General features: G+C 33.3%; 17 protein-coding genes. 11 read left to right on the forward strand and 6 right to left on the reverse strand.

Features of this window, described 5'->3' with window-relative positions:
- The 9 genes from V5784_RS00005 to thrC form a co-directional block, all read left to right on the forward strand.
- The coding region (locus V5784_RS00005) for an IS30 family transposase (RefSeq protein ID WP_336886997.1) at window positions 1-477 on the forward strand (477 nt) is incomplete at its 5' end.
- Window positions 478-657: 180 nt separating this feature from the next.
- Entirely contained in the window at window positions 658-972 is a 315-nt protein-coding gene (locus V5784_RS00010) for a GyrI-like domain-containing protein (RefSeq protein ID WP_336886998.1), read from the forward strand.
- 144 nt (window positions 973-1116) lie between these two features.
- Entirely contained in the window at window positions 1117-1503 is a 387-nt protein-coding gene (locus V5784_RS00015) for a cyclase family protein (protein ID WP_336886999.1), read from the forward strand.
- Complete coding sequence (locus V5784_RS00020; RefSeq protein WP_336887000.1) at window positions 1458-1748, forward strand: hypothetical protein; 291 nt, start codon at window positions 1458-1460, stop codon at window positions 1746-1748. Before V5784_RS00015 ends, V5784_RS00020 begins: the two co-directional genes overlap by 46 nt.
- Window positions 1749-2057: 309 nt before the next feature.
- Entirely contained in the window at window positions 2058-3062 is a 1005-nt protein-coding gene (locus tag V5784_RS00025) for an aspartate-semialdehyde dehydrogenase (RefSeq protein WP_336887001.1), read from the forward strand.
- Complete coding sequence (locus tag V5784_RS00030) at window positions 3059-3994, forward strand: homoserine dehydrogenase (RefSeq protein WP_336887002.1); 936 nt, start codon at window positions 3059-3061, stop codon at window positions 3992-3994. The genes V5784_RS00025 and V5784_RS00030 overlap by 4 nt, the downstream gene beginning before the upstream one ends.
- A 2-nt stretch (window positions 3995-3996) precedes the next feature.
- Window positions 3997-5154 (forward strand): aspartate kinase, encoded by a 1158-nt coding sequence (locus V5784_RS00035; protein WP_336887003.1) that lies wholly within the window; start codon window positions 3997-3999, stop codon window positions 5152-5154.
- Window positions 5155-5162: 8 nt separating this feature from the next.
- Window positions 5163-6101, forward strand: coding sequence for a homoserine kinase (locus tag V5784_RS00040; RefSeq protein ID WP_336887004.1), 939 nt, complete (start codon window positions 5163-5165; stop codon window positions 6099-6101).
- A complete protein-coding gene (thrC, locus tag V5784_RS00045) occupies window positions 6088-7536 on the forward strand; it encodes a threonine synthase (protein ID WP_336887005.1) in 1449 nt (482 codons plus the stop codon). Before V5784_RS00040 ends, thrC begins: the two co-directional genes overlap by 14 nt.
- A 353-nt stretch (window positions 7537-7889) precedes the next feature.
- Here thrC and V5784_RS00050 read toward each other — a convergent pair whose 3' ends face one another.
- Complete coding sequence (locus V5784_RS00050) at window positions 7890-8174, reverse strand: hypothetical protein (RefSeq protein ID WP_336887006.1); 285 nt, start codon at window positions 8172-8174, stop codon at window positions 7890-7892.
- A gap of 363 nt (window positions 8175-8537) precedes the next feature.
- Between V5784_RS00050 and V5784_RS00055 the strand changes: the two genes are divergently transcribed.
- Window positions 8538-8747: a hypothetical protein gene (locus V5784_RS00055; protein WP_336887007.1), complete on the forward strand. Its 210-nt coding sequence runs from the start codon at window positions 8538-8540 to the stop codon at window positions 8745-8747.
- A gap of 201 nt (window positions 8748-8948) precedes the next feature.
- Here V5784_RS00055 and V5784_RS00060 read toward each other — a convergent pair whose 3' ends face one another.
- From V5784_RS00060 to V5784_RS00080, 5 genes are all read right to left on the reverse strand, one after another.
- Entirely contained in the window at window positions 8949-9824 is an 876-nt protein-coding gene (locus V5784_RS00060) for a hypothetical protein (protein ID WP_336887008.1), read from the reverse strand.
- A gap of 62 nt (window positions 9825-9886) precedes the next feature.
- A complete protein-coding gene (locus tag V5784_RS00065; protein WP_336887009.1) occupies window positions 9887-11206 on the reverse strand; it encodes a glycosyltransferase family 4 protein in 1320 nt (439 codons plus the stop codon).
- 173 nt (window positions 11207-11379) lie between these two features.
- On the reverse strand, window positions 11380-12651 hold the full coding sequence (locus V5784_RS00070) for a glycoside hydrolase family 130 protein (RefSeq protein ID WP_336887010.1): 1272 nt from the start codon (window positions 12649-12651) through the stop codon (window positions 11380-11382).
- 44 nt (window positions 12652-12695) lie between these two features.
- Complete coding sequence (locus V5784_RS00075; protein WP_336887011.1) at window positions 12696-13583, reverse strand: glycoside hydrolase family 130 protein; 888 nt, start codon at window positions 13581-13583, stop codon at window positions 12696-12698.
- Entirely contained in the window at window positions 13580-14359 is a 780-nt protein-coding gene (locus V5784_RS00080) for a glycosyltransferase family 4 protein (RefSeq protein ID WP_336887012.1), read from the reverse strand. The genes V5784_RS00075 and V5784_RS00080 overlap by 4 nt, the downstream gene beginning before the upstream one ends.
- Before the next feature lie 60 nt (window positions 14360-14419).
- Between V5784_RS00080 and V5784_RS00085 the strand changes: the two genes are divergently transcribed.
- Window positions 14420-14608 carry a hypothetical protein gene (locus tag V5784_RS00085; protein WP_336887013.1) on the forward strand — a complete coding sequence of 63 codons (189 nt, stop codon included), beginning with the start codon at window positions 14420-14422 and terminating at the stop codon, window positions 14606-14608.
- Window positions 14609-14654: the final 46 nt, after the last annotated feature.

Consider the following 14654-nt stretch of genomic DNA (forward strand, 5'->3'; position numbering starts at 1 on the left):
TTTAGAATTGAAATCGGTCACTGGGAAGGTGATTTAGTTATTAGTAAGGGGAGAAAAGGTGGATTATTAACATTAGTAGATCGGTTAAGTAGATACTCTTTCGTAGAGAAGGTTGAAGATAAAAGTTCCAAGAGTATAATTGAAGCTTTTAAACGACTGAAAAAGAAAATACCAGCAGAATATTTAAAGACAATCACAGTGGATAATGGGAAGGAATTTGCAGGATTTAAAGAAATAAAAAAAAACTTGAATGTTGATGTTTACTTCTGTAATCTTTATTCGCCGTGGGAAAAAGGTAGCAATGAAAATTTTAATGGAGTGTTGAGACAAACATATCCAAAGGGAACAGTTTTTTCAGAAATACCAGATGATGAGTTCGAAAGAACTGTAGAAAGAATTAGAAATAGACCGCGAAAAGTATTAAATTATTTTACTGCAAATGAAGTTTTCCTTGAAAATATGTGGTGGTGTGCTTGACAAGACTCATCGCCTTCATAAAAGCTACTCCTTTAAATGTTATTACTAGGAGTATATTTCTTTTTTAGAAAAAAATATACCGCGAAACATCAGTTATTAAATATAAGAAAGGATATCGATATACAGGGAGATAAATATTTTGCAAGAGTTTCAAAGGAGAATATCATTTTAGGAAATACAATGGAAGTAGAAACTCTTGGTTTTTTTACTCTTACTTCTTGCAGCCATAAAAACAGCCTAAAGATAGAGGGAGGATGGTTTGCCTCTATAGTACATAAGGATACATGGGATACTGTAGAAGAAAGTTATGAAAAGCTTTTTAGATATATAAAGGACAATGGATATGAGATCGCTGGAGATTCTATAGAATTTTTCAATGAAGTCATAGTCCACCTCGGGAAGGGAGAAGGGTCGACTATACAGATAACCTTCCCATTAAATACCATGAGAGGCAAAATAGTAAAAAAACCTAGATTAAATCGAGATCTTTTTTAGTTATCTCTTAGGGGAAAGACAGAGGTAAATTCTATTAATTTCTTTGAAAAAAAAGAATATAAAGTATACTTAAATAGATATATTCAGATAAAACATTTTATAGGTAGAATAGATAAACTTATTAAAATAATAATAGGAGGAAGAATGAAAATAATAGATTTAACACATATTATAGATGAAAAAATGCCTGTTTTCCCGGGGACAGAACCACCTAAATTTATTCAAAAAAATACAATAAAAAAAGATGGGTTTGCTGAAAAACTATTGACCATGTACTCTCATACGGGAACTCATATAGATGCTCCCGCTCATATGATAGAGGATGGGAATTCACTCAGTGATTTTCCTGTTGAAAAATTTGTAGGAAAAGGAGTTGTAATTCCTTTGGAATCAGATGATTTAATAAATTTAAACTATCTAAAGAAATTTGAATTTCAGATAAAAGAAGCTTCTTTTGTATTATTTTATTCTGGTTGGGATAATATTTGGGGGGAAAAAAATATTTTAATGGATTCCCAACCCTTACTATAGAAGCAGCTAAATATCTTGTGGAATTTAATTTGAAAGGCATAGGCATAGATGCTATTTCTATAGATCCTATGGAAAGTGTAAATTTTGATGTCCATCATATCTTATTGAAAAAAGATTTGGTAATTATAGAAAATCTAAAAAATCTAAAAAAATTGATCGATAAAAATTTTGAATTGTATATTATACCGCTAAAGATAAAAGGTCTAGATGGATCTCCAGTAAGAGCCATTGCAAAGATACTATAAGTTTGAATAAATGAACAATATGTAAATTGAAGTTAAAAAATACTTGACTTATTAAGAAATTTTTAGTACTATATTTTAATTCCACCGCTAGTGGACAACAGTTCTAAAAAATGTACAAGGAGAGGAAACTATGTTTATAAAAAATATGATGACAACCATAATAACCCTAACCTAAGTTTGCTTTCGAAAAATTGAAGCAGACCTCTTTTAGTTATTCAAACAAGAGATGCTTCTAATATAGGGTTTTTATAAGTCTATTTAGAATTTTTATCTAAATAGACTTTTTTTTTACAATTTGGAGGAATCATCATGAAAAAATATAATATCGCAATTGTAGGAGCTACAGGTTTAGTAGGGCAAACTTTTTTAAAAGTTTTAGAGGAAAGAGAGTTTACCATTAAAAATTTATACCTAATGGCATCTTCTAGAAGTGCAGGAAAAATAGTAAGCTATAGAAGGCAAGATATAGTAGTTGAGGAATTAAATGAAAATTCTTTTGATAAAGAGATCGACCTTGCACTTTTTTCCGCAGGAGGAGAGACATCAAAGAAGTATTCACCTATAGCGGCCTCAAAGGGTGTTGTTGTAATTGATAACAGTAGTGCTTTCAGGATGGTTGAAGGTGTTCCACTCATTGTCCCTGAAGTTAATCCAGAAGAGGCATTTAATCACAACGGAATTATAGCAAACCCTAACTGTTCAACCATACAGTCTGTAGTGCCTCTTAAAATTTTAGATGAAAAATATAGAATTAAAAGAATTGTATATTCCACCTATCAGGCAGTATCCGGTTCTGGATTTGCAGGAATTAAAGATTTAGAAAATGGATTGAAAGGAATGCCTCCTGAAAACTATCCACATCCCATAGCTGGTAACTGCCTGCCCCATATAGATGTATTTCTAGACAACGGCAATACAAAAGAGGAACAAAAGATGATAGATGAAACTAAAAAAATATTAAATAAAGATATCAGGGTAACAGCTACTTGTGTTCGAGTGCCCGTACTACATTCCCACAGTGTATCTATGAATATTGAATTTGAAAAGGAATTTGATATAGAGCAGGTAAGGAAAGATCTTGCTAGTGTAAGGGGACTCGTTGTAGAAGATAATATAAAAGAAAATATCTATCCAATGGCAATTAATTCAAAGGGAAAAGATGAGGTATTCGTAGGAAGGGTTCGGAGAGATGAGAGTGTAGAAAATGGCGTAAACTTATGGGTAGTTGCTGATAATATAAGAAAGGGTGCGGTTACAAATACAGTTCAAATTGCAGAATTATTAGTTGCTGGAGATAAAGGAGGAAATTTATGAAAATAGGAATCATTGGTCTTGGAACAGTTGGAGCTAGTGTTTTAAAGATCTTATCAGGTGAAAAAGAGAGAAAAAATAAGGAAATTGGAGATATAGAGATAATTAAAATTTGTGATAGAAAAAATAATGATCTTGTGGGATATGATTTTACAGATGACTATAAAGAGGTTCTGAATGATCATAGGATCGATACGGTTGTTGAACTGATTGGAGGAGTGGGTGCTGCATACGAAATTTCTAAAAAAACTCTGAATTCAAAAAAAAATCTAGTCACTGCAAATAAACACCTTTTGGCTATTCATGGGAAGGAATTATTTTCACTGGCTGAAAAAAACTGTGTGAAATTACAATATGAAGCTTCTGTAGGAGGAGGAATACCGATTCTTTCACCTATAAAAGAAAATTTATTTGTGAATGACTTTAAAAGTATCCGTGGAATTTTAAATGGAACATGCAACTACATGTTGTCGAAGATGGAGGAGGGGTTGACTTATTCAGAGGCTTTGGAAGATGCCAAACTTAAGGGATATGCCGAAGCTGATCCAACATTTGATATCAAAGGAATTGATACAGCCCACAAGATCAGTATCTTAGCTCATCTTGCTTGGGGAGAGTTAAAAGAATTTTCTGAAATTTCCATTGTTGGAATTGATAAACTGACTAAAGATGATATTGAAGTAGCTAAATCTCAGGGGTTAAGATACAAATTACTGGGGGAAGCAAATTTTGACGGGAAAGAATTAAATATAAGAGTAGCTCCTGTAACTATAAAAAATGATGAGCTATTCTATAGTGTAAACGGGGTATATAATGCCGTGGAATTAGATGGGAATTATACTGGGAAAACTATTTTTTACGGTGAAGGAGCCGGAGGAGATGCTACAGCCACTGCAGTAATTTCCGACATCTATAAGATCAAATTGGGGGAATAACTATGATAGTCGTTCAGAAATTTGGTGGGACAAGTCTAAAGGGAAGCGAAAGACTCCGTGAAGTGGCCAAATGGGTAGTCAAAAATAAAAATGAAGGCAATAGGATGATAGTCATTGTATCAGCTCCTGGTGGGATGACTGACTCCCTTATAAATGAAGCCAAAGAGGTGAATACCAATCCAAAGGGGAGAGAGTTAGATATGCTCCTTTCGGTGGGGGAACAGATTTCTGCAGCCTTACTTGCCATGGGAATTAAGGAACTTGGAGAAAAGGCTGTGTCATTTAATGCCTCACAGCTACAGTTAAAAACAGATGGAGAACATAATAATGCTAAGATTTTAAATATTTCACCCGAAAAAATCCTAGAAAATTTAAACAATGACTATATAGTTATTGTGACTGGGTTTCAAGGAGTAGACAATGAAGGAAATATAACTACTCTGGGAAGGGGAGGAAGTGACACCAGCGCAGTGGCCATTGGAGCAGCAGTCAATGCCAATAAAGTTGAGATCTATACAGATGTAGACGGAGTCTATACTTCGGATCCTAGAATTATAAAAAATGCCAAAAAAATTAAAAATATTTCTTTTGATGAAATGATTGAAATGGCTGATAAGGGGTCTAAAGTTTTGCACTGTAGGAGTGTAGAATTAGCGTCTAAATATGAGATACCCATCCACCTACGTTCAGCTTTTACATGGGAAGAAGGAACTTGGATTAAAAAGGAGAAAACTATGGAAAATTCAGTTGTAAGAGGAATCTCAAATATCAATAATCTAGCAAATTTAAAAGTAAACTTTAAAAATATGGATGAACTTGTCGAGCGTCTGGAAGAAAATCACATCAATGTAAAATCACTTCAACAGTTGGAAAATTCTAAATTTTCAATTCTAATTGAAAAAGAAGAAGCACTAAGATTTTACAAAGTTTTAAAAAAAGATGGATATTCTCTAGAGATAAATGATAATTTGGGTATGATCTCTGTGATCGGGCTTGGAATCGGATCCAATAATATCCCTATAAAATTGACTAAAATTTTAAATTTAAATGATATAAGTATCGATTCAATCACTTCCAATCAAACAAGTGTGTCCTATGTTATATCCCAAAATAAATTAAATAATGCCAATGCTATTTTTCATCGTGAACTATTTGAATAGGAGATCTTATGGCTGTATATACTAACTTAACTAATGAGCACAAAGAAGATATCAGAGTCCTTTATAATCTGGGTAAAGATGCTGATTTTATTGAAATCCCAGAGGGAATTCTGAACACAAATTATCTAATTAAAGACCGGGATAAAAAATATATATTTAGACTTTTAGAGGGGAGACGAAATACTAATGAAGAGTTAAAAGAACTGGAACTTTTAAGTTTTTTAAATAAAAATGATATTTCATGCCCCCAGGCATCTATAAATAATCTGGGTAAAAACCATATGTTTATTAAAGAAAAAATGGGATGTCTATTCAATTTTATTCCTGGAGATAAGGTAAGTAATATTGATTGTGATGTCTTAAAAAAAATTGGCTCTACATTGGGAAGGTTACACAATCTGTCTAAGGACAGGTCTATTGAAAGAACTAGAAAAATAGATTTAGATTTTTTTCATGAGAAGATCTCAAAAGTTGATTTGAAAACCATTTTGAAAGAAGATCATGATTTAATCATGGGAAGATACAAAGAGGTAAAAAAGATAGATTTTTCAGCCCTTCCAAAGGGGATTGTTCATAACGATATATTCCCAGACAATGTCTTCATGGGAGAAAAATTATCATTGATAGATTTTAATGATTGTATAAAAGCTCCGCTTATTATCGATCTAGCTATTGTGATAAATTTTTGGATCAAAATTAAAGAATTTAGTAAAGATAAAGAAAATAGCCTTATAAAAATATTTTTAAATTCATATGAAGGGGAACGAAAATTAATTCTAGAAGAAAAAAGGCTATTGAAAAAAATGGTTTTAAAGATGGCTCTTACTTTTATTTTTTTAAGAATAAATAAATTTTGTATAGAAGACAACAGCGGTACAAATATGGAAGTTAAGTCTTACAAAGATCTTTTAATCTTACTTGAGGAGGAAACGAATGAGATATATTAGTACTCGTGGGAATACTGAAGAATATACAGCCTCCCAGGCCATTGAAAAAGGACTCTGTAATGACCGTGGTCTTTTTGTCCCTAAAATTTTTCCTAGAATCTCTTTGAAAAAAATTGGAGAGATGAAACAGAGTGGATATGAGGAGATAGCTTTAAATATACTGAAAAGGTATCTTACGGATTATAGTGAGGAGGAGTTAAAAGAGTGTATAGGAGTCTATGATGAAACATTTTCCCATCCGGAAAAAACTCCAGTAGTGAAATTAAAAAACGGAGTCTATGTATTAGAACTCTGGCATGGACCTACTCTAGCATTTAAAGACATGGCTCTTCAAATTATGCCCCGTTTATTTACCCAAGCAAGGGAAAAAAATAATGCTAAAAAAGATAGCCTAATACTAGTTGCTACATCTGGTGACACAGGAAAAGCTGCACTAGAAGGATTTAAAGATCTGAAAGGTGTAAAGGTAGTTGTATTTTACCCCGCTGATGGAGTAAGTGATGTACAGAGACTTCAAATGATAACATCTGAAGGAAAAAATGTAGAGGTAGTAGGAGTTAATGGAAATTTTGATGACTGCCAAACTGCTGTTAAAAATATATTTTTAGATGAAGAATTAAATCTATCCTTGGATAAATTTAAACTTTCTTCTGCTAATTCAATTAATCTTGGGAGACTCCTCCCCCAGATAATCTATTATTTTAAGGCATACCTTCAGCTGTTGAGAGATGATGAAATCACTCTGGGAGAACTGGTAGATTTTTCCGTACCTAGTGGGAACTTTGGAGATATTCTGGCTGGATATTATGCTAAAAAAATGGGGCTCCCTGTGGGAAAATTGATCTGTGCCTCCAATAAAAACAATGTATTATATGAATTTTTCAAAACAGGAGTCTATAATAAACAGAGGGAATTTTTCAAAACTATGAGTCCATCTATGGATATTTTAGTATCTTCTAATTTAGAAAGACTGATATATCATATATTAGAAGATGGTAAAGTTTTAAACAAACTCTACAGTGAATTCGAAAAGACAGGGATATTAAAATTAGATGCGGTATCTCTAAAAAAAATTCAAGAAATTATTGGTGCGGATTATAGCACTGAAGAAGAATGCTTAGAATCTATCTATAATACATTTGATAAAAATAACTATATGATAGATCCCCATACTTCAGTTGCCATGAAAGCAGCTTTAAAAAATAAGTCACGTAAAACAGTTGTTCTTTCTACCGCTAATATCTATAAATTTTCTTCTAACATTTTGAAAGCGTTTGATATAGAAAATGATGATGAATTTGAAAACATTGAAGTCTTGGAAAAATTATCTAAAAAAGATGTTCCGCTAAGTATAAGAAATTTGAAATCACTCAAAATTTTACATACTAGAGTAATCGCAAAAGACAATCTAAAGGATGTTTTGAGAAATTTATAAAGTTGTTAAGATAGTAGCGTGTAATCAATTTCAAATGATTATACAACTAAGTTGTGTTCTTTGCCTTTATTACTTTATTAGCGTTTTTTTGGAATGGAGATATAGCATTAGTTTATTTACCTAATGCTATCGCAAAAGGGAAAAAATCAGATTATTAAATCTAAAACCATAAAACTGGGCACACATAAAAAAGTGTCTATTTCATGGTTTTTTTATTTTTAATATTGATGATGAAATTATATGAAAGAAAGAGTTTAAAAGTTGTTTAAATTAGAAATCATAGACGGTGGGAGAATAACAACACTATGTTTGAAATTCAAACTTTTTTATCCACTATGATTCTTAGTAATCATTTAATAATAATCCCAATTATCACGTACCCAGTTTTTTACCTCTTCCTGTTCTTTTTTGTCTGCTGGCAAAGTTTTATAAATTATTTTCTCTATTTTTCTTCTACTGTCTCTATCATCTAATTGCCATATCTCTGTCATTTTTTTGATAAGATACAACATCTCGTACCCTTCATTTTTATTAAATATTGTAGAATCCAATTTACCTGTTATCTTAGGGTTTTTTTCTTCAAAAATTTTCCATGAATAATGTTTATAAATCAAATTTGATTTACTATGAACATTCATATTAATAACTCCTTTTTATTATTATTGTGTAATTTCTATCTAAACATACACCATTTAATAAAAAATGTCAATATAATAAATGAATATTAACCACTTATAATATTAATTTAATAAATCTTTTCAAGTTTTTTTAAAATTAATATAAACAGATGATTATGTATTTATACTGAAAGTATAAACTCAACAAAAACAGTGATTAGGTATAATCTAAAAAAGTTTATAGAGAAAATCAACTCTAAATTTTTCTAAAAAATTTAGAGTTTTATCCTTTTACAGAACATTAAGTTCTTTAAAAAAACGTTTAATGCTTATGACATCTATGATATATGTGATATAATATAAATAAAGAGGAGATGTGCTGCCATGAATAGATCTAAAAAGAATAATAATGGTTATATTATCAGAGTAATTGAAAAAATAACCGAAGAAGGAACCTTTATAACAGAAAAAAGAGTAGTTAACAAAGAAGAGTTAGCATTAAAAGCTTATGATAGCCTTTTAGAAAAATATCCTGATTTAAAAATTGAATGCTTTAATTATAAAACAGGTGAAATGCTTAATAAAAATTTTTAGTATAACTATAAACATTTTCAAAAATTAAAGGTCCCAAATGGGGTCTTTTTTTAATTATTGCTTCTCGTTTTTAATATATTGGAACTTTATTTTTTGGACTAACCCATTTACTTATACATATAAGCAAATTGGTTAGTAGTTTGAATTTCTGTCTATTAATCGAATTGTACATTTGTAGAGAGTTCCTATATCTTGTGGATTCTATTTAAAATTTTTACCGACTACCTCATGGATGTTAATTAAGGATATTAATCCAGCCAATGTAGATTCCGTACCCTGATTTTTACTCACCCCATGAGAATCTAATCCATCTCCACACCCGCCATCTTCATAGTTATATATAGGGGTCTTCAGATCATGCCCTCCAAAAAACCATGCCATACATTTTCTGCCTTCATTTAGCCACCACTTGTCATTTGTAGTTCTATATACATGCAGGCAAGCATTGAGTAAGCACATAGCCTCCACCGGTTGCTGGCCAAAGGCAGATTTTTCTTTATCTCTGGGAAACCAGCCCTCATTTCCTATTACAGAAAGGTGCCCCTCTGGAGCAGTTTGAATTCCCATCAGCCACTTCAAAGATTGAATTCCTGTGTTATACATATCCTTACCATCGATATGCTCCCCAGCTAATATTAAAGCATGAGGTGAAATCCTATTGGAATACGTAGCGGTCTCCTCACACCAAAGCCAGTCGCTGGTTGCTGTATCCCTGTATAAAGTATGAATTTTTTCAGCTAAAGCCCTCTGCATTTCTCTTTTTTTTGTGTCTTCTGGATATACTTCTAAATACGCCAATAAGCTTAGCACTGTGAAGGCCAAAGCCCTAGGAGAAGTAAACTCTGATACTACAGAAAGTGCAGTTGTGAAAAGCTCCATAGACATAGTACGGATGAATCCATCCCCTATATTTTTAATTGTAACTCCAAGGGCCCAAAGAGCTCTTCCGTGAGAATCCTCACTTCCTATATTTTCTAGCCATCTTCTGTCGTAGGACATGAAGTTTGCAAACCTCTTTGTCTTTTCATCAAATGCATAATTTAAAAAAGCTAAATATTTTTTAATGAAAGGATACATACCCCTGTTCCCTTTAAGGTTGTAATACATCGCTGTAGCGATTAGTGCCCTGGCATTATCATCTACACAATATACCCGTGAGTTAAGTCTGGAATAGTATATTTTGCATGTTGGAGTATTCCAGTATCATCTGTCAATATTTTTAGATGCGATAAATCTATCTCCGGTAGTTTATAAGATATCTTGCTTGACACTGTTCCATCCTCTCGTTTATTTTTTTCCCCTTTGCACTCCACTATGATCTTCAAGTGACTCTTAGCAACTTCCGACCAAATCATAGATCTGGCGTAATCGTAGACCTTTCTTCTCATGTCTTCACGCCTCTCTGAATCTGCTAATAATATATTTATTTCTTTAGCTAATTTCTCTGAATCTCTAAAGGGTACCAATACCCCTCTTCCCTCTGCCAGGAGTTCCTCAGCATGCCAAAATGGCGTAGACACCACTGCTGCCCCTGATCCAAGAGCATAGGCTAAAGTTCCAGAAGTTATCTGTTCCCTATTCAAATATGGAATAGAATATATAGTGGATGTCTTTATATACCTTACAAGGGTATCTAACTCCACGAATTTATCATGAAAAATAATATTTTTTTCTAAATTCAAACTCTTTATCTGCTCTTTTAATTTCTCCCTGTATACATCTCCTGTTTTCTCTAGGATATGAGGATGTGTTTTTCCCAGGATTAAATAAACTGCATTGGGATTTTTCTTCACAATAGCAGGCATTGCTTCTATCATCACTTCCAGGCCCTTTCCAGAACTCAAAAGACCAAAGGTAAGAATAATTTCTTTTCCTTTCAGGTCTATTCTATCGTTATATATACCCTGCTCTTCATAGATAGTATCCGGTATTCCATGAGGAATAAAAACTATCATCTCTTTAGGAATTTCATATACTCTCGTCAATATATCAAAAGCTTTCTGACTCATCACCAATAGTTTTTCAGAGTATTTAGCCAGAGCATTCATAACCTTTCTTTGACCGAAAGTTGGATTTTCGAGTACCGTATGAAGGTTGGTTAAAACAGGCATTTCTAATTTTTTCATTAAGTCTATGATATACTCTCCATCTGCACCTCCGTAAATCCCATACTCATGTTGAATAATTACAGCTCTATACTCATTCTCATTCAGATGATGGGCTACTTTAATATATTCTTCCCTAGCCCCCTCTGAAATTGTTAGTTTTATCTCTGTAGCATAGTCATATCCTTCCTCCCTGTCATTCATCACTATATTTATTAATCTGTTTTCTCCACATAATTCATTGGCTATTGCCTTACTCATATCTGTTGTAAAAGTAGCTATCCCACACTGTCTCGGAAGATAATTCCCTATAACACCTATTTTTTCTTGTCCATTTATAATATTATCTATCATGTTTCCTCCTTAATTTAGCATGGAATCCAGTAATTCTTTTACCGAAACCAAGGCTATTCCTGAATTTGTATCTGACATTGCATAGGGAATAATCAAATTATCCCCATGGATGATTCCTCCACAAGAGTATACTACATTTGGTACATAACCGTTTCTTTCGCTCTCCAGCGGTTCTAATATGGGCTCCTAGATCCTATTACCTTTGTTGGATCCTCTAGATCCAAGAGAATTGCCCCTAAGCAATATTTTCTCATGGGACCTACACCGTGAGTCAAAACTATCCATCCTCTATCTGTTTCTATCGGTGATCCGCAGTTCCCAATCTGTATCAATTCCCAATCATATTCCGGTTGTTTCAGTAAATTTGAAGTTTCCCAAAAATGAATGTCTTCAGAAGACATTGTATACAGGTTTTCTCCGTCAATTCTAGAGATTACCATGTATTTCCCATTGATTTTTTTGGGGAAAAGAGCCATCCCTTTGTTGGCTGCATACTCACCATTTAATGTTATAGCTTTAAAATTCAGAAAATCTTTGGTTTCTAATATTTGAGGCAGAATTTTAAATCCATTATAGGCCGTATACGTAGCGTAATAAACTACCTCTCCACCATCATATTCAAATCTTACAAATCTTGCATCTTCTATTCCATTACTTTCATTTTGTGAACGGGGGAATATAATCCTTTCAGATAATTTTTGATCTATTCTAAACTGCAGCTCATAATTGGATTCCGCTAACCACAGCATGGTCTCCTGGATACCACGAATATCTCTTTTTGAAGCCAAATTTAAAAGTTCCCGGAGTTCAGATAAAGTAAATTCATCTGACAGTTCTTCTTTTAGGTACGATAAAGAACTGCAGTCTTCATGCATCTCCTCCAATTTACAAAAGAATATTTCTTTTCCATACATGGGATTACTCACAGCGACTGCCCTTTCTACAAAGGGACTCACCTCATCAAATTCAAACTTACCTTCTTCATCCACTATTCCGCTCCTAAATTCTATAGAGGATATGTGTCCCTCTCCCACCGATCTAAAGCTCAATATAAATCTCATACTCCCTTCTGGTACTTGACTTTGATCTGGATGTTTCACAATAGATGGATTAAAAAAAGCTGCTGATTGAACTGAATATTCCAAAGAAAAATAAGCTCCTAGAAGGGCTCTTTTGATGTCGTTTATCTCTAGACCTGAGGGAATATATTTTTTTATTCGGTTATAGTGCTTATCCAGTGCATCCCAAATATTTTTATGCCTCCCTGAAAAGTTTTCTATTGTATTCTGCAAAAGCTTATCGGATTCCTCTTCCGATAAGTTTAAAATCCGTGCTATGATACTCTTCATACGCCCTGCATCTGAAGGTATATGAGATTTTATAATTACTCTTGATGGATCTGGTCTAAATATCTTTTCTATCCTCTTTACATTTAATTTTCCCATTTTAACTGCCCTCCTTTATGCACATGCCTATTAACTTATTTATGCTAGCTTCTCCTACACACATGACACTGTCGGCTCCACCCCAGTAAATCTTCAGTGTCCCATCCCCTTCCCACTGCTCCACAAGTAAAGACTACATTGGGCACATAACCAGTCACCTCCCAGGGATCTTCTGGCTGAAGGATCCACTCATCTGAAACTCCCAGTACAATAGAGGGATCCTCCAAATCATGAAGAGCTACCCCAAGTCTATAAACAGATCCTGACATGGTTTTAAATATACCATGGTATATATTTAACCATCCTTTTTCAGTTTTTATGGAAGTGGCTCCAGGACCTATCTTCATCTCATCCCAGTGGTATTTATGGGGCTGCATTATTAATTTAGATTCTCCCCAATGTACCAAATCTGGTGAGTACGATATCCAAATCGACCATTTAGATATCTCTGAATGAGGCCTATCCAACCTCACATACTGTCCATCTATCTTTTCTGGAAATATAACTACATTCCTTAGATCTGCCTGGGTTATAAGAGCGACTCTTTCTATCTCTATGAAATCACAAGTTTTTGCCAGAGCTATCCTGACTCCATATTTGGAATAGCAACTATAGGTTAAAAGATATTCACCATTGATTTCACTAATCCTGAGGTCTTCTACACCATATTCCTCATACTGGAAAAATATTGATTCCTTGTCCTCACAGGGTGTTAAAAAAGATTTCAATTCCACTTTGAAATTATAACCATCATCACTTTTAGCCATTCCAATAATCGACCTTCCATTTAGCAGGTGGGAACGAAATAATATAATATACTTATCTTTATATTTAACAACCCCTGCATTATGAACTGTGGCTACAGGATATGGCACATCATCTTTAGTTAGTATGGGATTTTTTTTATACCTTACTACTACTTCTCTCTTCATCTATTCCCTCCTCGTTCTTTGAGGATCTTTTCGTAGACCTTTATATACTCATCCACCATTCGGTTGACTGAAAATTTTCCCTCTACAATCTCTCTGCATCTTTTCCTATCAATATTTGAGAGTTTCTTCAAAGCTCCCAGAGCTCCGTCTATGTCATTCACAAGAAATCCATTAATGCCATTCTCTATAAGTTCAGGCATACTGCCTTTATTATAGGCTATTACAGGTGTCCCGCAATCCATCGCTTCAACAACAGATAATCCGAAGGGTTCCTCGAAGTATATAGGATGCAGAAGAGCCAGTGCTCCACCTAGCAGCGTATTTCTTTCTTCGGGACCTACACTTCCTATATAGGTAATATCTCCATTCAGATGGGGTTCTATTTCATCTTTAAAATACTCTTCATCTTGAATAATCCCTGCCATTATGAGTTTTTTATTGGATCTTTTAGCAATTTCAATTGCCTCTTTAGGACCTTTATCTCTATGTAGTCTTCCAAAAAATAATAGGTAATCTTCCTGTATTTTTCTATAGGTAAATCGAGTTAGATCTATTCCGTGATACACAGTATCTATATAATTCAGTCTACTACTCCGATCTGAATCGCTTATTGAAACATAGTGGGTGTTCTCATTATATTTTTCATAGACAGGAAGTATCTTGTCAGAGGAAAATCCATGTATTGTGGTAAGGACCGGCGTATCCACTAACCCACTATACGTCAATGGAAGAAAATCAAAATTGTTATGTATAATATCGAATTGGGTCTGTCTCATATTTTGTGTAAACCTCCAAATTAGTGTAAACTACAATTACATTAATTTGGAGGTTTTTTTATGAGAAAAAGAAGAAGAGAGGTAGATCCATTAATTGCTGAAATTATGGATAAATATAATATTGAAAATGTTTTAGATTTACAATCTATCATGAAAGATTATAATGGTCGTATAAATTCATACAAAGAGTGTTTAACCTTAAGCAAAAAAATAGGGTATAATTTAAGAAAACAATATGGGGGATTTTGATTATGAATACACGAAAAACTTACTCTTCTAAGTTTAAATTTAAGAT

The organism is Psychrilyobacter sp., from assembly GCF_037132775.1.
In the GTDB taxonomy this organism is placed as follows: Bacteria; Fusobacteriota; Fusobacteriia; order Fusobacteriales; family Fusobacteriaceae; genus Psychrilyobacter.

Coding starts and splice junctions, on each gene's coding strand:
- V5784_RS00050 (WP_336887006.1), bottom strand. CDS start 8,174: ATGAATGTTCATAGTAAATCAAATTTGATTTATAAACATTATTCATGG.
- V5784_RS00065 (WP_336887009.1), bottom strand. CDS start 11,206: ATGATAGATAATATTATAAATGGACAAGAAAAAATAGGTGTTATAGGG.
- V5784_RS00030 (WP_336887002.1), top strand. CDS start 3,059: ATGAAAATAGGAATCATTGGTCTTGGAACAGTTGGAGCTAGTGTTTTA.
- thrC (WP_336887005.1), top strand. CDS start 6,088: ATGAGATATATTAGTACTCGTGGGAATACTGAAGAATATACAGCCTCC.
- V5784_RS00075 (WP_336887011.1), bottom strand. CDS start 13,583: ATGAAGAGAGAAGTAGTAGTAAGGTATAAAAAAAATCCCATACTAACT.
- V5784_RS00080 (WP_336887012.1), bottom strand. CDS start 14,359: ATGAGACAGACCCAATTCGATATTATACATAACAATTTTGATTTTCTT.
- V5784_RS00010 (WP_336886998.1), top strand. CDS start 658: ATGGAAGTAGAAACTCTTGGTTTTTTTACTCTTACTTCTTGCAGCCAT.
- V5784_RS00025 (WP_336887001.1), top strand. CDS start 2,058: ATGAAAAAATATAATATCGCAATTGTAGGAGCTACAGGTTTAGTAGGG.
- V5784_RS00035 (WP_336887003.1), top strand. CDS start 3,997: ATGATAGTCGTTCAGAAATTTGGTGGGACAAGTCTAAAGGGAAGCGAA.
- V5784_RS00055 (WP_336887007.1), top strand. CDS start 8,538: ATGAATAGATCTAAAAAGAATAATAATGGTTATATTATCAGAGTAATT.
- V5784_RS00015 (WP_336886999.1), top strand. CDS start 1,117: ATGAAAATAATAGATTTAACACATATTATAGATGAAAAAATGCCTGTT.
- V5784_RS00060 (WP_336887008.1), bottom strand. CDS start 9,824: ATGTATCCTTTCATTAAAAAATATTTAGCTTTTTTAAATTATGCATTT.
- V5784_RS00070 (WP_336887010.1), bottom strand. CDS start 12,651: ATGGGAAAATTAAATGTAAAGAGGATAGAAAAGATATTTAGACCAGAT.
- V5784_RS00085 (WP_336887013.1), top strand. CDS start 14,420: ATGAGAAAAAGAAGAAGAGAGGTAGATCCATTAATTGCTGAAATTATG.
- V5784_RS00040 (WP_336887004.1), top strand. CDS start 5,163: ATGGCTGTATATACTAACTTAACTAATGAGCACAAAGAAGATATCAGA.